We start from the raw sequence: 15389 nt of genomic DNA, 5'->3' as shown, positions 1-15389 counted from the left end.
CGCACGGCGCAAGCCATTGCACGCCACGGCCCTACCACATGAACTTCGTGCTTCCCTTCGCCGTCTGGAGGACTCTGATGGCGGGTCGATCCACCATTGGGAGCGACCGCGATGCCAGAAGAAACAAGGACTGGGCCGCAGGCTCTGATTCCGGCGAACGACAACGGCGACCTTCTCGGCCGCGAGGGGCGCCCTGAAAACGGGCCAGCTGCCAGGCTGGATCGAGTGGTGCTGGACATCGCCCGCCTGATCGGCCGACAACTGGCGCGGCAGACATTCGAGGCGGGGCAGGTGGCTAACGACAATCGGTCGGGCCACCGGGAGGGAGAGGTCAGGGAGCCGGATGGCAAAGCCCCTCGGAACAAGAAAGAGGATCTACCGCCATGACCCGTGTCGCGCTCTATGCCCGCTATTCTTCCGACAGCCAGCGGGATTCCTCCATCGAGGACCAGTTGAGGCTCTGCCGCGAGCAGGCGGCGCGTGAGGGCTGGAGTGTGGCAGGATCGTATGAGGATGCGGCGATCTCCGGCGCCAGCACCGTGCTGCGGCCGGGTATCCAGCAACTGGTGCGCGATGCCCAGCGCGGCCGCTTCGAGGTGGTTCTGGCCGAGGCACTCGACCGCATCAGCCGCGACCAGGCTGATGTCGCCACCCTCTTCAAGCATCTCAAGTTCGCCAGCGTTGCCATCGTCACTCTAGCCGAGGGCGAGATCAGCGAACTGCATGTTGGCCTCAAGGGCACGATGAATGCCCTGTTCAAGGACCTTGCCCTTAAGACCCATCGCGGCCTGCGGGGGAGGGTGGAGAAGGGTAAGGCCGGGGGCGGGCTGTGCTACGGCTACCGGGTGGTGAAGAAGCTCGACGAAGGCGAACCCGTCCGGGGTGAACGCGAGATCGTGCCGGAGGAAGCGACCATCGTGCGCCGCATCTTCCGCGAGTTCGCCGCCGGCAAGAGCCCGAAGGCGATCGCCGTCGACCTCAACAAGGAAGGCGTTCCAGGCCCGCTTGGCCGACACTGGGGAGATACCAGCGTGCGCGGGCATGTCATCCGAGGGACCGGCGTCATCAACAATGAGCTCTATACCGGTGTGCTGGTCTGGAACCGCCTGCACTTCGTCAAGGATCCTGCCACCGGCAAGCGAGTCTCCAGGGCCAACCCGCCAGCCAAATGGATCCGCGCCGAGGTGCCGCATCTCAGGATCGTTGAGGACGAATTGTGGCAGGCCGTGAAGGAGAGACAGAAATCGATCGCCAGTCAGTTCGAGGCGGTGGCGATCGCCACCCGCATGGCCCGGGCCAGGAAGCTGCACACTATGAAGCGGCCGGTCTCCCTCCTATCCGGCCTGCTCATCTGCGGCTGCTGTGGCGGACGCTACGGGCTGTTCACACGCGAGCGTTATGCCTGCCTCAATCACCAGCGCCGGGGCATCTGCGACAATGGCCGCACCATCACCCGCGAGAAGATCGAACGGCGGGTCCTCGCAGGCCTGAAGGAAAGGCTCGTCTCGGCCGATGCCGTGGCCGAAGCGATCAGAGCCTACGCCCAGGAGACCAACCGCCTCAATCAGGAGCATCGCGCGCAAGGCGAACAGGACCGCAAGGCGCTCGACAAGATCGAGCGCGCGATCGCCGGTATCATGGCCGCGATCGAGGATGGCCTCTACCAACCTTCGATGAAAGCGAGAATGGAAGACCTGGAAAGGCAGAAGGCGGATGTCACCGCGCGTCTGGCGGTGGCGCCCGCTGACGTGCCCGACCTGCATCCCAACATCGCCACTCTCTACCGCAAGCGCGTCGAGCAACTCACGCAAACGCTCGACGACCACGAGGACGGTCGCCAAGCTGCAGGGGCATTGCGATCATTGATCGGAGAGATTGTCCTCGTTCCCGGCGACAAGCGCGGCGAGGTTCATGCCGAGCTACGCGGCGAGCTGTTCGGCATCCTCGAACTCGCCAAACCCGATCCAAATGACCAGCCCGTAGATGTTATGACAAAAGGGGTTGCGGGTCCCCGCAACCAAATTAAAACGCCCGCCTCGCGCGGGCGTTTGCATATCCGCCTGACGCGCCGGGTTCGCCGGCCTCAAACGCTCTCGAGATAAGTCTCGATCTCGAAGTCGCTGACATTCAGCGCGAAAGTGTTCAGCTCCTGGCGCTTGCAGGCGACAAAGGCGTCGCGCAGCATGTCCGGGAAGATCTCGGCCACGCGGGGACCGGCCTCGAAAGCGGCAATGGCCGAGGCCCAGTCCGGCGGCAGCTTGGCGAGCGTCAGCCCCTGGCCTTCGCCGCCGGTTGGCTCGCCGGGCGAGAGCTGGCGCTCGATGCCGATCAACGCCGCGCCAAGGATCGCCGCCAGCACCAGATAGGGATTGGCATCGGCGCCGGAGACGCGATGCTCGATGCGGCGCGCGGCCGACGGGCCGCCCGGAATGCGGATCGCCACCATGCGGTTCTCGTAACCCCAGGCGACGGCGGTCGGCGCATAGGATCTCGGCCGCAGCCGGCGGTAGGAGTTGAAGTGCGGAGCGAACACCAGGGTGCTTTGCGCCATCGCGGCAAGCAGGCCGCCGACAGCGTGGCGCATGGTGTCGGAGCCCTGGTCGGAGCCGTCGTCGAAAATGTTGCGGCCGTCCTTGTCGAGCACGCTGAAATGGACATGAAAACCGTTGCCGGCGCGCTCGCCGTAGGGCTTGGCCATGAAGCAGGCGGCGAAGCCATGCTTGCGGGCGATGCCCTTGACGGTGCGCTTGAACAGCACCGCGTCGTCGGCGGCGCGCAAGGCGTCGGGCACATGGTTCAAATTGATCTCGAATTGGCCGACGCCGTTCTCGGCGATCGCGGTGTCGACCGGAATGTCCTGCATGCGGCAGGCTTCGTAGATGTCGTGGATGAAGGCCTCGAAATCGTCGACCTCATCGATCGAGAGCGCCGCGTCGGAATCGAGCCGCCTGCCGGTGACCGGCGAGACGGGGCCGACAGGCCGCTGCGAGGTCGGATCGACGAGGTAGAATTCGAGCTCGGTCGCGGTAACGGGCGTCAGGCCAAGGGCCGCGTAGCGGTCGAGGATGCGGGCCAGCGCGCGGCGCGGATCGCCGAGATAGGGGGAGCCGCTGTCGTCGGCCAGCCAGAGCGGCAGAAGCGCGGTCGGGTGGGCCGTCCAGTTGACCGGCAATATGCCGCGCCCGGTCCAGTGGCAAAGCCCGTCGGCGTCGCCGGTCGAGAACACTTGGGCGTTGCCTTCGATGTCCTCCCCCCAGATGTCGAGGCCGATGGCCGAATAGGGCATGCGCAGCTTGCCTTCGAGCGCCTTGCGCGCCTGCTCGACCGGAATGCGCTTGCCGCGCATGATGCCGTTCAGGTCGCACACCGCCGCCCTCAGGCTCTGGATGTCCTTCCTGCTTTCAAGCCAGTTCAAAACGTCCGTGATTGCATCGCTCAATTTCCAGCCCCTTTTTAGGTGCTGTAGCCCTTGCCAGGCTACGATATCCAATTTTCAGCTTGTGAGTTTATGAAGGCCATATCGGCTGACGCCGAATGGCTTTTCTTCATTTTTTCAATTTACTAGCTGGGATATCGGGCGGCAATTTCAGGTCCGTTTTCGCGATCTGCGATCGCAACATAGCGATACAGCCAGCGAAAGCCAAGCCGGATTCGGCGTGCGTTGGCTAGTGGCGCATCTCCGGAAACTTCACCTGGCCGAGGATGTGCTTGGCGCCCTCGTCGATGTCGCGCACGATCGCCCGACGCGCCCGCTCGCCGTCGCCGGCCTCGATCGCCGCCACGACCTCCTCATGGTAGTCGATGCCCAGAATGCCGGCGAGATCATCCTCGAAGCCAATATGCAGGTTCCGCAGGAAAGGCCCAACCTGCATCCAGACCGTCTCGATGAGGAAGATCATCTGTTCGTTGCCGCAATGGCGATAGATCGAGAATTTGAAGTCGTGGTTCTTGCGCAGATAGTTCTCGATTCCGCCATTGCGGGCGGCCTCAGTGAGCTCGGCGCAGTGGCGCCGGATCGCGCGCAGATTGTTGCCGTTGATGCGTTTTGTCGCGAGCTCGGTCGCGGTGCCCTCCAGGATGGTGCGCACCGCGGTCAATTGCGCAAACCGATCGGCGGATATCAGAGGCACCTCGACGCTGCCGTTCGGCATCGGGCTCAGCGCCCGCAGCGCCTGCAGCCGGGTGAACGCGCTGCGCACCGGCATGTCGCTGGTGCCGAGCTCCTTGGCGAGCTTGCGCGAGGTCAGCTTCTGGCCGGGCTGCAACTGTCCCGACATAAGGGCCCGAACGAGCTCCAGATAGACTTTCTCATGCAGTGGAACGGTATCGACGGCGGTCAGTCCGATTCGCGATTTGTCGGCCATTGGCTCTGCGTTGCTTCGTCGTCCTGAAAGCTGCCTCGTCGCTCTATCCGCCGCGGGGACAGGTTCCGATGGCATTGGGGCGCACGATAGACGGTTAACGCGCGCCGCCGCAAGGGAGCGCGCGTTCGCCTCCCCAACCGCGTCATTGCGACTGAGGCTTATCGAACCCCGATGCCCGCCAAAAGACCGCCGTCTATCCTGTAGTCCGCCCCGGTGCAAAAGCTTGCCTTGGACGAGCACAGGAACGCGATCAGCTCCGCCACTTCTTCCGGCTCGCCGATGCGGCCGAGCGGATGCGCTTCGCCGAAGCGTTTGAAGGCCGCCTCGACATCCGCATCGGGATCGTCGGCGCGGGCGGCGCGTTCGAGGATCGGGGTGCGGACGGACCCCGGGCTGACGGAGTTCACGCGGATGCCTTTTCGGGCGTAGTCGAGCGCCAGCGAGCGCGTTAGCGTGTGGATCGCGCCCTTGGTGGTGGCGTAGGCGGCGACATTCTCCTGGCAGGCACTGCCTTGCACCGAGGCAACGTTGACGATGGCGCCGCCGCCGCGCTTGATCATTTCGGGGATGCCGAAACGGGCGGTGAGGTAGATCGACCCGACATTGACCGACATTGCCCGATTCCAGGTCTCGAAATCCGTCGTCGTGGCCGTGCCGTAAGGATGCACGGCCGCCGAATTGACGATGACGTCCAGCCCGCCGAATTTTTCGACGCCCTCGGCGATTGCCTTCTCGACCTGGTCGGGCACCGCAACGTCCGTGGCCAGCACGAGCGCGGCCGCACCCGCGCGGTTGAGCTCGGCCTGCAGCATCGCATTGGCGGCCTGGTCGATGCCGAGCGCGATGATCGCGGCGCCGCCCTCGGCAAGACGGCGCGCGGTTGCCTCGGCGATGCCGGTTGTTCCCGTCACCAGGGCGACCTTGCCGTCGAAATCGTTCATGGACAAAACTCCTGCAATGACGGACGAAAGTGCCAGTCTGTGGTTCGTCGCAAGGGGACGAAATCCACTGATTTGACGGCCATTGTCATCCGACAATATGGTCGATCGCAACCGCGCTGAAATAGGATCGGTCCGCGCGGCTTTACGTCTTTGTTTTGATGCATGGCGGCCATTCAGAACCGACATGATCAAAACGCATGCTTTGAGAGGAAGTCATGGAACAATGCTGGCGCTGGTATGGCCCGAACGACCCGGTCACGCTTGACCACATCAAGCAGGCCGGGGCGACGGGCATCGTGACGGCGCTGCACAACATCTATGACGGCAGCGCCTGGCCGCTCGACGCCATCCTTGAACGCAAGCGCTTCATCGAGGCGGCGGGCCTGACCTGGTCAGTGGTGGAGAGCATCCCCGTCCACAACTCGATCAAGACCGGAACGCCGGAACGGGAGCGCTACGCCGGCTGGTACAGGGACACGATCCGGGCGCTGGCCAAGGCCGGCATCTCGACGATCTGCTACAATTTTATGCCGGTGGTTGACTGGACGCGCACCGATCTCATGTACCGGCTGCCGACCACGGGCTACGCCTTGCGTTTCGATGCGCTCGACTTCGCCGCCTACGACGTCTTCGTGCTGAAGCGGCCGAATGCCGAGGCGAGCTACAGCCCGGCGCGGCTCCAGGAAGCGCAAGCGCGGCTGAAGACGCTAAGCTCCGAAGATATCGACAGAATAGAACGCAACCTGATCGCCGGCCTGCCAGCCACCGAACGCACCTATAATCGCGAGACGATGCGCGACGCGCTCGCCGACTACGCGGTGATCGGCCCGACCGAACTGCGCGCCAACCTCGCCTGGTTCCTGAAGGAGATCATCCCGGCCGCCGAAGAAGTCGGCGCACGCATGTGCATCCATCCCGACGATCCGCCCTTCTCGCTCTACGGCCTGCCACGCGTCGTCTCCACCGCCGATGACGCCCGCTTCATCGCAGGAACGGTCGACAGCCTGTCGAACGGGCTGACCTTCTGCACCGGCTCCTACGGTGTGCGCGCCGACAACGACCTCGTCGCGATGATCGAGGAGTTCGGACCGAAGATCCATTTCGCGCATCTGCGCAACGTTACCCGCGAGGCGGATGGCTCGTTCTACGAGGCCGAGCATCTGGAGGGTTCGACCGACATGGCCGCGGTCATCCTGGCGCTGATGAAGGAAGAGGCGCGGCGGCGCAAGGAAGGGCGCTCCGACTGGCGCATCCCGATGCGGCCGGACCATGGCCATCTGCTCGCCGACGATATCGGCAAGACCAGGATCAATCCCGGTTATTCACTGATCGGCAGGCTGAAAGGCCTTGCCGAGCTGCGCGGCATCATGCGCGCCGTGGAGCGGTTCGAGTTGGCCTGAGAGGCGGACGCCGAAGCGTTTGGCGTGGCAGCCTGACCCGACGAGGTCGCCGCTGAACCGGGCCGCCGCTCAGTTGGAGGGAACGCTCTCCAATCGGCGTTGAATCTCGTTCGTCCTGGCGATGTAGCTGCGCCAGCCGCCATAGGCCGAGATGTCCGTCGCCGCCGCCAGGCCGGCGGTCTCGGCCAGGAAACCCTTCGCCGAGGTGCCGTCGTCGAGTTCGATGGTGCCGATGCCGAGCGGCGGCGGGATGGCGGCCACGAAACGGCCGAAGGCGTCGGCGCCAAGGCGCCAGACCTCGATCTCGATGGCCGCGCCGCCGGGGCCGACCCGCACGAGTCCGGGCTTGGGCGGGGTCTGGCCCGCAAGCTCATAGAGCTTGTAGGACGGCGTCGTTCGCGCCGATCTGCAGAAACGGGCGCCGGCCTCCTTCAATTGGCCGTTGAGCGGCATTCCCGAAAGATGCGCGCCGACCACCACCAGCTCGATCATGCCATCCTCGGCCGATGCGTCGACGGCCTGCGCGCCCGATTGCCGCCATCCGGTCGCACCGAGAGTGAGGCCGCTCGCGGCATGGAGATCGCGCGCCACCGCCGCGACGAGGCCGTCGCGTCCTGCGGCGGCAAGCAGGGTAACGCTCATCGGCAGGCCGTCGTCGCGCGTCCCTGTCGGCACGGCGATGCCGCACATGTCGAGCAGATTGACGAAATTGGTGTAGGTGCCCAGCCGGCTGTTGGTGACGATCGGATCGGCAAGCACGGCATCGACGCTGTAGTGCGTCGGCGCCGTCGGCAGGCAGAAGAGGTCGACGGAGGCGATGACCGGGGCAAGCCGCGCCTTGTAGGCCTGCAAGGCATAGAACCCGCGGAAAGCGTCGGCGGCCGACAGGTTCCTGGCGCCGCCGATGATCTTGCGCGTCACCGGATGGAGGGCCGCTTCATTCGCTTCGAAGAAATCGCGGATCGCCGCATAGCGCTCCGCCACCCAGGCGCCTTCATAGAGAAGGTCGGCGGTGGCGTAGAAGTCGCCGAACGGTATCTCGACAAGCCTGGCGCCGAGCGCCTCCAAGGCGGCGAGAGCAGCCTCGAAGCCGGCCAGCATCGAAGCGTCGCCGAAGAACTTCAGGTCGGCCTTTGCCGGGATCCCGATGGTCAGCACCGGTGGACGGGCGGCGAGCGGCTGGACAGCGACGACGCGCGAATAGGGATCGGCGGCATCCTGCGCCGCAGCGGCCGAGAACACGGCATAGGCATCGTCGACCGTGAGGGCGAACACCGAGACGCAGTCGAGCGTCCGGCAGGCCGGCACGACGCCGGTCGTGGACAGCGCGCCGACCGTCGGCTTCAGCCCGACAATGTTGTTGAGGCCGGCCGGGATGCGCCCCGAGCCGGCGGTGTCGGTGCCGAGCGCAAAGGAGACAATGCCGCGCGCCGTCGCGGCGGCCGAGCCCGACGAAGAGCCGCCCGGGACGAGCTTGGAATCGATCGCATTTCTTGGGATCGGCCAGGGTGTGCGCACGCCGACAAGGCCGGTGGCGAACTGGTCGAGATTGGTCTTGCCGACGACAAAAGCGCCCGCGGCCTTGAGCTTCGCCACGACGGTAGCGTCTTTGTCCGGCGTGTAGGCATATTCGGCGCAGGCCGCCGTGGTCGGCATGTCAGCGACGTCGATATTGTCCTTGACGGCGAAAGGGATGCCCCAGAGCGGCTTCGCCACAGGGTCAAACGAGCCGAGCGCCTCGGCCTCGGCTAGCATCTCGGCCCTGGTCGCAAGGTGGATGAAGATGCCGGGGTCGCCGGCCGCCTCGATGCGGGCAAGAACCGTATCGATCACCTCGGCGATGCCAAGCCCGCTTTGGTAAGCCGTATGCAGGCTGGCGATGTCGAAGCGGATGTCGTTCATTTCGTCTCCCCCAGAATGATCACCGGCAGGTCCCACTGGATCAGCACCACGCAGCCGTCCTTCGTCCACACCGAATGCTCGGTGCCGACCGGATTGAGGATGACGCTGCCCGTAGGATAGTCGCCGTTCTCGTCGCTCTGGGTGCCGTCCAGCACGACGATGGTTTCCAGCCCGGCATGGCGGTGGCGCGGCACGCCGGCGCCCGGCTGATATTTGAGGACAGCGACCGACGGTTCGACCGGGCCGCCCTTGAGCAGCCAGTGCGCGGTGACTCCGTCGCGGAAAGGCTCGAACGCCAGATCGCGCCAGCCGCCGTCGACGAGGCCGGCAAAGGCAAGATTAGGCATTCGCAATTCCCTCGAGCACCTGATCGGTCGTCGCCGTCCAGCCGACGATCGCGCCCTGCGCCCTGATCATGGCGAGCGCGGCCGCCTTGAATTCGGGAAAGTAGCTTTCCGTCGCATCCTCGGCGACCAGGCATTCGTAGCCGCGGTCGTTGGCCTCGCGCATCGTCGTCTGCACACAGACCTCGGTCGTCACGCCGGCAAAGACCAGTTGCCGGGCCCCGAGCCGCTTGAGGTCGTCGCCGAGGCCGGTCGCGTAGAAGGCGCCCTTGCCGGGCTTCTCGATGACGATCTCGCCCGGCAAGGGCGCGAGCTCGTCAAGGATCGCGGTGCCGGGTTCGCCGGCGATCAGCACACGGCCCATCGGACCGGCGTCGCCGATGCGGATCGACGGGTTGCCGCGATCGCGTTTGGCGGGGGGCAGGTCCGAAAGGTCGGGCCTGTGGCACTCCATGGTATGGATCACCGGCAGGCCCGCGGCGCGGAATCCCTCGATCAGCCGCTTCACCGTCGGCACGATCGCCGTGACCCGGCTGACGTCGTTGCCGAGGCTGGCGCCGAAGCCGCCGGGCTCGGCGAAGTCCCGCTGCATGTCGATGACGATGAGCGCCGTCGTCTCGGGCTTGAACGCAAAGGCGAAAGGCTGCGCTGCGATTTCCGCCATCAGTGATGCCCCGCCATGTGCTCGCCGATGGTCTGCACGCTGGCCTGCGCGATCGGCGTCTCATAGACCAGCGCGCCGTCGGACATGACGAGGATGCGGTCGGAGAGCTCCAGCAGTTCGTCGAGGTCTTCGGACATTAGGAGCACCGCGGCCCCCGCATTGCGCGCCTTCATGATGCGGGCGCGGATTTCGGCGACGGCGGAAAAATCGAGGCCGAAGCAGGGGTTGGAGACGATCAAAAGGTCGACCTCGCCCGTCAGTTCGCGGGCGAGCACGGCGCGCTGCACGTTGCCGCCCGACAGCGAGGCGATCGGCGAGGAGAGCGATGCCGTCTTGACCTTGAATTGCTCGACCAGGCGGGCGCTGAAGGATTTGATGGCGCCGGCGCTGATCCAACTCACCGGCTTGCCGTTGCCGTCCACGTCGAAGGTGCGGAAGGCGATGTTCTCGGCGACCGTCATCTGCGGCGCGCAGGCATTCTTCAGCGGCTCCTCCGGGATCAGGCGGACATTCAACGCGCGCGCCTCGGCACGCGTCGCCGCATAGGCGGCGCCGCGCACCACGACTTCCCCCTGATCACGGGCGCGCTGGCCGGCCAGCACCTCCAGGAACTCCTTCTGGCCGTTGCCGGAGATGCCGGCGATGCCGACGATCTCGCCTGAGCGGACGCCGAGATCGGCGATGTCGATCGATTTGAGGCCGGTGCGGTCCGGCGCCTTCAGCGCCTTCACCTTGAGCACGATCTCGGCGTCCGGCTTCGGCGCCGCGCGGCTGTCGAGCGCTGCGATCGGCTGGTCGCCGATCATCATCGCGGCCATGGCCTTGTGGGTGAGATCGGAGACCTTGCCGGTTCCGGTGAGCCTGCCCTTGCGCAGCACCGTGATGTCGTCGGCGAATGCGGTGACCTCGTGGAACTTGTGCGAGATCATCAGCACCGTGAGGTCGCCGGCCTTGGTCATGCCGCGCACCAGGCCAAGCACTTCCTGCGCCTCGCCCGGGGTGAGCACGGATGTCGGCTCGTCCAGCACCAGGAAATTGCGGCCGAGATAAAGCTGCTTGATGATCTCCAGCTTCTGCTTCTCGCCAGCGGCGAGCTCAGCCACCTTGACGTCGAGCGGCACTTTGAACGGCATGCCGCTCATGAAGGCGGCAAGCTCGCCGCGTTCCTTGCGCCAGTCGATAACGCCCGGCACTTTTTCGCGCGAGATGACCAGGTTCTCGGCGCCCGTCAGCGAAGGTACCAGCGTGAAATGCTGGTAGACCATGCCGAGGCCGAGCGCCGAGGCATCCCTGGGGCTGGCGATCGCGACCTGGCGTCCATCGACAAGTATGTCGCCCGATGTCGGGTGGTAGAAACCCATCATGCATTTGACCAGCGTCGACTTGCCGGCGCCGTTCTCACCGAGCAGGGCATGGAAGGAGCCTGCCGGCACCTTGATGGAGACGTCGTCCAGTGCCGTGAAGGCGCCGAAGCGCATGGTCATGCCGATGGTCTCGACGCCGATCGCCTTTCTATGCGTTCCGCTCATCGCCGCTCCCTCACGGCAGCTGCGCGACGAGCGCGGCCGAATTCGACACCGCGCCGAACACGCCGCCCTGCATCTTGATCATCTTGATCGCCGCCAGGTGGTTGCCGTAGTCGGTCGCCCCGCAGCAATCCTCCAGCATCACGCATTCGAAGCCGCGGTCGTTGGCCTCGCGCATGGTGGTGTGCACGCAGACATCGGTGGTGATGCCGGTGAGCACGATGTTTTCGATGCCGCGCTGGTTGAGGATCAGCTCCAGGTCGGTGGCGCAGAAGGAACCCTTGCCCGGCTTGTCGATGATCGGCTCGCCCGCGGCCGGATAGAGGTCGGGGATGATGTCCCAGCCCGGCTCGCCGCGCACCAGTATGCGCCCGCACGGGCCGGGATCGCCGATGCCGGCATTGATGCGGCGCGAGCGCCAGCGCTTGTTGGCCGGCAGGTCGGCAAGGTCGGGGCGATGGCCCTCGCGGGTGTGGATGATGGTGTAGCCCTTGGCCCGCATGGCTGACAGGACCGCCTTGATCGGCTCGATCGGCGCGCGGACCAGCGACAGGTCATAGCCCATATGGTCGACATAGCCGCCAGGTCCGCAGAAATCCGTCTGCATGTCGATGATGATCAGCGCCGTGTTGTCGGGCCTCAGATCGCCGTTGTAGGGCCAGGGATAGGGATCGGCGTCGATGTAGCGCTGGGTGATCTCGGCTCTGGCGTTCATGGCGAAAACTCCGGTCTTTCGAGCGGTTTGTGGTGCGCGGTTATTTGGTGATCGACAGTTCGCCGGGCGCGCCGGCGAGCGTGCGGCTCGGCGACGAGGTGGCGATCATGATGATGAGGGTGAGGATGTAGGGCGCGGCGTAGAAGAGGTAGTAGCCTTGCGTGACGCCGACCGACTGCAGCGCCGGGCCGAGCGCGCCGGCGCCGCCGAACAGGAGTGCCGCCGCAAAACAGCCGAGCGGATTCCAGCGCGCGAAGATGACCAGCGCCACCGCCATCAGCCCCTGGCCTGACGAGATGCGTTCGGTCCAGCTGCCTGGATAGTAGAGCGACAGGTAGGCGCCGCCGATGCCCGCAAGCGCGCCGCCGACGCCGGTGGCGAGCAGCCGCACCGTGTTGGGGTTTAGACCCATCGCGCGCGCCGCGTCGGCGCTGTCGCCGACCACGCGCACGATCAGGCCGACGCGCGTGTTGCGGAAGGCCCACCAGAGGAAGACGGCAAGTGCGGCACCGATCAGGAACAGCACGTTGACGTTGAGCGCCGCCTGCACCTGCGGGATGTCGGACCAGGCACCGAAGGGGATCGCCGGCAGGTCGGGCGCGGATGGCTGGATGAAGGGCTTGCCGAAGAAGAAGGCGAGGCCGGTGCCGAACAGCATCAGGGCGATGCCGATGGCGATGTCGTTGACCTTCGGGAACTTGCAGATCCAGCCGTGGAAGAGGCCGAAGCAGAGGCCGGCGAGCGCCGCGGCCAGAAGGCCGAGCCATGGCGAGCCGGTCATCACAGCCACCGCGTAGGCGCTCATGGCGCCGAACACCAGCGTGCCTTCGAGGCCGAGATTGATGCGGCCGGAGCGCTCGGTGATGGCTTCGCCGAGTGAGACGAAGATGAAGGGTGTGGAGACACGGATGGCGCCGCCCAGCATGGCGAGCGGCACGCCCCACAGGCCGATGTCGGTCGTTTCCATCAGGTGCTCCTCTGCCAGAGGTCCGGGTTGAAGAGCTTGAAGCGGCCGTAGAAGGTCTCGCTGAACAGGATGACGATGAAAAGCATGCCTTGCAGCACGAGCACGGTCGCGTCGGGCAGGTCCATGCGGCGCTGGATCAGGCCGCCGGATGCATCGATGCCGCCGAGCAGGATGGCGACGGGAATGATGGCAAGCGGGTTGTGGCGGGCGAGGAAAGCGACGAGGATGCCGGTATAGCCATAGCCCGCGGCGAGCGAGCCGTTGGCGCTGCCCTGCACGGCCCCAACCTCGATCATGCCGGCAAGGCCGGCGAAACCGCCCGCCAGCGCGGTGAAGCCGACGATCAGCGGTCCGACGGCCAATCCCTGGACTTGCGCGGCCCTGACATTGCCGCCAGCGATGCGGGCGGCAAAGCCCCAGCGGGTCTTCTCGATCAGCAGCCAGGAGAGCACGCAGGCGAGAATGCCGACCACCAGGCCCCAATGTACCTCCATGCCCGGGATGTTGCCGATGCGGTAGATGTCGGCCAGCGGCTGCGTCGAGGGTTTGTTCAGCGAGGCCGGGTCACGCAGCGGCCCTTCCACGAGATGGTTCATCAGGGCGATGGCGATATAGGCCATCAGCAGGCTGGAGATGGTCTCGTTGACGGCCCGATAATGGCGCAGCGCGCCGACGACACCTATCCAGATGCCGCCGGCGGCTGCGCCCCCCACGCCCATGAGAAGGATAACGAGAAAAGACGGAGCGCCGTTCAGCGCCACGCCGATGGCCGCCGCTGCGACGCCGCCCAGCACGATCGCGCCTTCGCCGCCGATGACGACCAGGCCAAGGCGCGCCGGCAGCGCCACGCAGAGCGCCGCAAGCAGGAGCGGCGCGCCGCGCGACAGCGAGTTCTGGATCGAGAACCAGGAGCCGAAGCCGCCCCGCCACATCGTCTCGTAGAGCTGCACCGGCGACTTGCCGACGGCCAGGATGAACACGCTGAACAGCACCATGCCGACGACGAGCGCCGCGAGCGGAATGACGAAGGCCTCCGCCCGCCTGGCGATCCATTCGAGCGCCGCCCGGTATCCCCTGGCATCGAGGATGGTCCGCACGTCCGGGCTGCTCACAGTGTCCGCCATATCCCCGTCTCTCCTCGGCTCGCGCTTGAAGCGTGCTTCAAGCTCTTGTTCGGATGCGTGTCGTCATCCCAAAACCGCTGCGCAGTTTTGGGCGACACGCAATGCCTCAAGCCGTCGAGCCGACGACGCCCTCGACGAGATAGTCCATGCTTTCGAGCTCGATGGCGGTCTCGACGAAGGCTTGGCCCTCGGTTGCGACGACGGCGCCCTTGTTGCTCTTCAACGGTCCCTTGATGACGGAGAAGCCGCCCTTCATCATTTCGGCCAGCGTGGCGTCGAACTGCTTGCGTGCCGCTTCGCCGACGGCGGGGCCGAGCGGGCTCATCTTGACGAAGCCGTCGGCCAGTCCGCCGCGCGTGAAATTGGGCAGTGGCTTGCCGGCGATGAGGTCGTCGACGAACATCTTGTAGACCTTGGCCCAGTTCCATTCCGCGCCGGTCAGGTATTTTTCCGGCGCCAGCGGGCTCTGGTTGGCGTGGTAGCCGCAGATGAAGGCGCCGCGTCCGGCGGCCGTCTCGACCACCACCTTGGGGCTGTCGACATGGCAGGTGACGACATCGGCGCCCTGGTCGATCAGCGCATTGGTGGCCTCGGCCTCCTTCACCGCCAGCGACCATTCGCCGGTGAAGATCACCTGGCAAGTGATCGCCGGATCGACCGACCGCGCGCCGAGCAGGAAGGAGTTGATGTTGAGCAGAACCTGCGGGATCGGCTTGGCGGCGACGAAGCCGAGCTTCTTCGACTTGGTGGTGTGGCCGGCGACGACGCCGTTCAGGTACTGGCCCATGCCGATATAGCCGAAATAGGAGCCGGCGTTCATCGGATGCTTGTCCTTGTTCCACATGCCGCCGCAATGGCGGAACTGCACGTCGGGGAACTTGGCGCACATGGCCAGCATATGCGGATCGAAATAGCCGAAGGAGGTCGGGAAGATCAGCGAGGCGCCGTCGAGATTGATCATCGATTCCATCGTCTTCTGGACGTCGACCGTCTCGGGGACGTTCTCTTCCTCGACGATGGAGATGCCCTCGACGCCCTTCAGCGCCGCAGCTCCCTCGGCATGCGCCTGGTTGTAGCCGTAGTCGTCCTTCGGGCCGACATAGATGAAGCCGACGGTCGCGGCGGCGGCGCGCGCCGCGCGGATCGGAAAGGCCGCCGAGGCCAGACCGAACGCCGCTCCGGCAGCGGAGGTCTTGAGCAGGTCGCGGCGGCTAAGCATGAATTTCCCGGTCATATCGAATGCTCCCCTTTCTTGGACCCTGGCGGGGTCGGTTAACGCCTCGTCAAGAAAGTGCATGCAATCGCTGTGCCAGTTCCTTTTTCAGATTTTCTGTAATAAAATCAATGGATGAATTTAGAAAGCCTGCATAAACCGCAGGCAAGTGCATGCACTTTTTGCCTGAAAAACGATCAATTTGACATTGAGGTCAAAATCTAGGCAT

At 65.3% G+C, this 15389-nt stretch carries 14 protein-coding genes; 3 read left to right on the top strand and 11 right to left on the bottom strand.

Going from position 1 to position 15389, the window contains the following annotated elements; all coding sequences use genetic code 11:
• The first annotated feature begins 111 nt into the window (after window positions 1–111).
• Window positions 112–387, top strand: a complete 276-nt coding sequence (locus EN852_RS29960; protein WP_127879452.1) for a hypothetical protein — start codon at window positions 112–114, stop codon at window positions 385–387.
• Complete coding sequence (locus EN852_RS29955; RefSeq protein ID WP_127879450.1) at window positions 384–2102, top strand: recombinase family protein; 1719 nt, start codon at window positions 384–386, stop codon at window positions 2100–2102. Before EN852_RS29960 ends, EN852_RS29955 begins: the two co-directional genes overlap by 4 nt.
• Here the strand turns inward: EN852_RS29955 and EN852_RS29950 are convergent.
• The 3 genes from EN852_RS29950 to EN852_RS29940 all read right to left on the bottom strand — a co-directional run bounded on the left by EN852_RS29950 (window position 2084) and on the right by EN852_RS29940 (window position 5305).
• On the bottom strand, window positions 2084–3439 hold the full coding sequence (locus EN852_RS29950; protein WP_127879448.1) for a glutamine synthetase family protein: 1356 nt from the start codon (window positions 3437–3439) through the stop codon (window positions 2084–2086). The genes EN852_RS29955 and EN852_RS29950 overlap by 19 nt on opposite strands.
• Window positions 3440–3665: 226 nt before the next feature.
• The gene (locus EN852_RS29945) at window positions 3666–4364 is read right to left on the bottom strand and encodes a GntR family transcriptional regulator (RefSeq protein WP_127879446.1); all 699 of its coding nucleotides are present in this window, start codon (window positions 4362–4364) and stop codon (window positions 3666–3668) included.
• Window positions 4365–4522: 158 nt separating this feature from the next.
• Window positions 4523–5305, bottom strand: coding sequence for an SDR family oxidoreductase (locus tag EN852_RS29940; RefSeq protein ID WP_127879444.1), 783 nt, complete (start codon window positions 5303–5305; stop codon window positions 4523–4525).
• 215 nt (window positions 5306–5520) lie between these two features.
• On the opposite strand from EN852_RS29940, the gene uxuA reads away from it, so the two are divergent.
• Window positions 5521–6705, top strand: coding sequence for a mannonate dehydratase (gene uxuA / locus EN852_RS29935; protein ID WP_127879442.1), 1185 nt, complete (start codon window positions 5521–5523; stop codon window positions 6703–6705).
• Window positions 6706–6774: 69 nt separating this feature from the next.
• Here the strand turns inward: uxuA and atzF are convergent, their stop codons facing one another.
• From atzF to EN852_RS29895, 8 genes are all read right to left on the bottom strand, one after another.
• Complete coding sequence (gene atzF, locus EN852_RS29930; protein WP_127879440.1) at window positions 6775–8607, bottom strand: allophanate hydrolase; 1833 nt, start codon at window positions 8605–8607, stop codon at window positions 6775–6777.
• On the bottom strand, window positions 8604–8954 hold the full coding sequence (locus EN852_RS29925) for a cupin domain-containing protein (RefSeq protein WP_127879438.1): 351 nt from the start codon (window positions 8952–8954) through the stop codon (window positions 8604–8606). Before EN852_RS29925 ends, atzF begins: the two co-directional genes overlap by 4 nt.
• Window positions 8947–9615: an isochorismatase family cysteine hydrolase gene (locus EN852_RS29920; protein WP_127879436.1), complete on the bottom strand. Its 669-nt coding sequence runs from the start codon at window positions 9613–9615 to the stop codon at window positions 8947–8949. The genes EN852_RS29925 and EN852_RS29920 overlap by 8 nt, the downstream gene beginning before the upstream one ends.
• Complete coding sequence (locus EN852_RS29915; protein ID WP_127879434.1) at window positions 9615–11144, bottom strand: ABC transporter ATP-binding protein; 1530 nt, start codon at window positions 11142–11144, stop codon at window positions 9615–9617. Before EN852_RS29915 ends, EN852_RS29920 begins: the two co-directional genes overlap by 1 nt.
• Window positions 11145–11154: 10 nt before the next feature.
• Window positions 11155–11856 (bottom strand): isochorismatase family cysteine hydrolase, encoded by a 702-nt coding sequence (locus EN852_RS29910; protein ID WP_127879432.1) that lies wholly within the window; start codon window positions 11854–11856, stop codon window positions 11155–11157.
• 40 nt (window positions 11857–11896) lie between these two features.
• Window positions 11897–12823, bottom strand: coding sequence for an ABC transporter permease (locus EN852_RS29905; RefSeq protein ID WP_127868291.1), 927 nt, complete (start codon window positions 12821–12823; stop codon window positions 11897–11899).
• Window positions 12823–13947, bottom strand: coding sequence for an ABC transporter permease (locus EN852_RS29900; protein WP_127879430.1), 1125 nt, complete (start codon window positions 13945–13947; stop codon window positions 12823–12825). Before EN852_RS29900 ends, EN852_RS29905 begins: the two co-directional genes overlap by 1 nt.
• Before the next feature lie 106 nt (window positions 13948–14053).
• Window positions 14054–15181, bottom strand: a complete 1128-nt coding sequence (locus tag EN852_RS29895) for a BMP family ABC transporter substrate-binding protein (RefSeq protein WP_127868293.1) — start codon at window positions 15179–15181, stop codon at window positions 14054–14056.
• Window positions 15182–15389 lie beyond the last annotated feature (208 nt).

Source organism: Mesorhizobium sp. M2E.F.Ca.ET.209.01.1.1 (assembly GCF_004010375.2).
Taxonomy (GTDB): domain Bacteria; phylum Pseudomonadota; class Alphaproteobacteria; order Rhizobiales; family Rhizobiaceae; genus Mesorhizobium.
This window is presented reverse-complemented; position numbering and strand designations above follow the sequence as displayed.

Coding starts and splice junctions, on each gene's coding strand:
- EN852_RS29925 (WP_127879438.1), bottom strand. CDS start 8,954: ATGCCTAATCTTGCCTTTGCCGGCCTCGTCGACGGCGGCTGGCGCGAT.
- EN852_RS29905 (WP_127868291.1), bottom strand. CDS start 12,823: ATGGAAACGACCGACATCGGCCTGTGGGGCGTGCCGCTCGCCATGCTG.
- EN852_RS29895 (WP_127868293.1), bottom strand. CDS start 15,181: ATGACCGGGAAATTCATGCTTAGCCGCCGCGACCTGCTCAAGACCTCC.
- EN852_RS29960 (WP_127879452.1), top strand. CDS start 112: ATGCCAGAAGAAACAAGGACTGGGCCGCAGGCTCTGATTCCGGCGAAC.
- EN852_RS29920 (WP_127879436.1), bottom strand. CDS start 9,615: ATGGCGGAAATCGCAGCGCAGCCTTTCGCCTTTGCGTTCAAGCCCGAG.
- EN852_RS29915 (WP_127879434.1), bottom strand. CDS start 11,144: ATGAGCGGAACGCATAGAAAGGCGATCGGCGTCGAGACCATCGGCATG.
- atzF (WP_127879440.1), bottom strand. CDS start 8,607: ATGAACGACATCCGCTTCGACATCGCCAGCCTGCATACGGCTTACCAA.
- EN852_RS29955 (WP_127879450.1), top strand. CDS start 384: ATGACCCGTGTCGCGCTCTATGCCCGCTATTCTTCCGACAGCCAGCGG.
- EN852_RS29910 (WP_127879432.1), bottom strand. CDS start 11,856: ATGAACGCCAGAGCCGAGATCACCCAGCGCTACATCGACGCCGATCCC.
- EN852_RS29940 (WP_127879444.1), bottom strand. CDS start 5,305: ATGAACGATTTCGACGGCAAGGTCGCCCTGGTGACGGGAACAACCGGC.
- EN852_RS29900 (WP_127879430.1), bottom strand. CDS start 13,947: ATGGCGGACACTGTGAGCAGCCCGGACGTGCGGACCATCCTCGATGCC.
- EN852_RS29945 (WP_127879446.1), bottom strand. CDS start 4,364: ATGGCCGACAAATCGCGAATCGGACTGACCGCCGTCGATACCGTTCCA.
- uxuA (WP_127879442.1), top strand. CDS start 5,521: ATGGAACAATGCTGGCGCTGGTATGGCCCGAACGACCCGGTCACGCTT.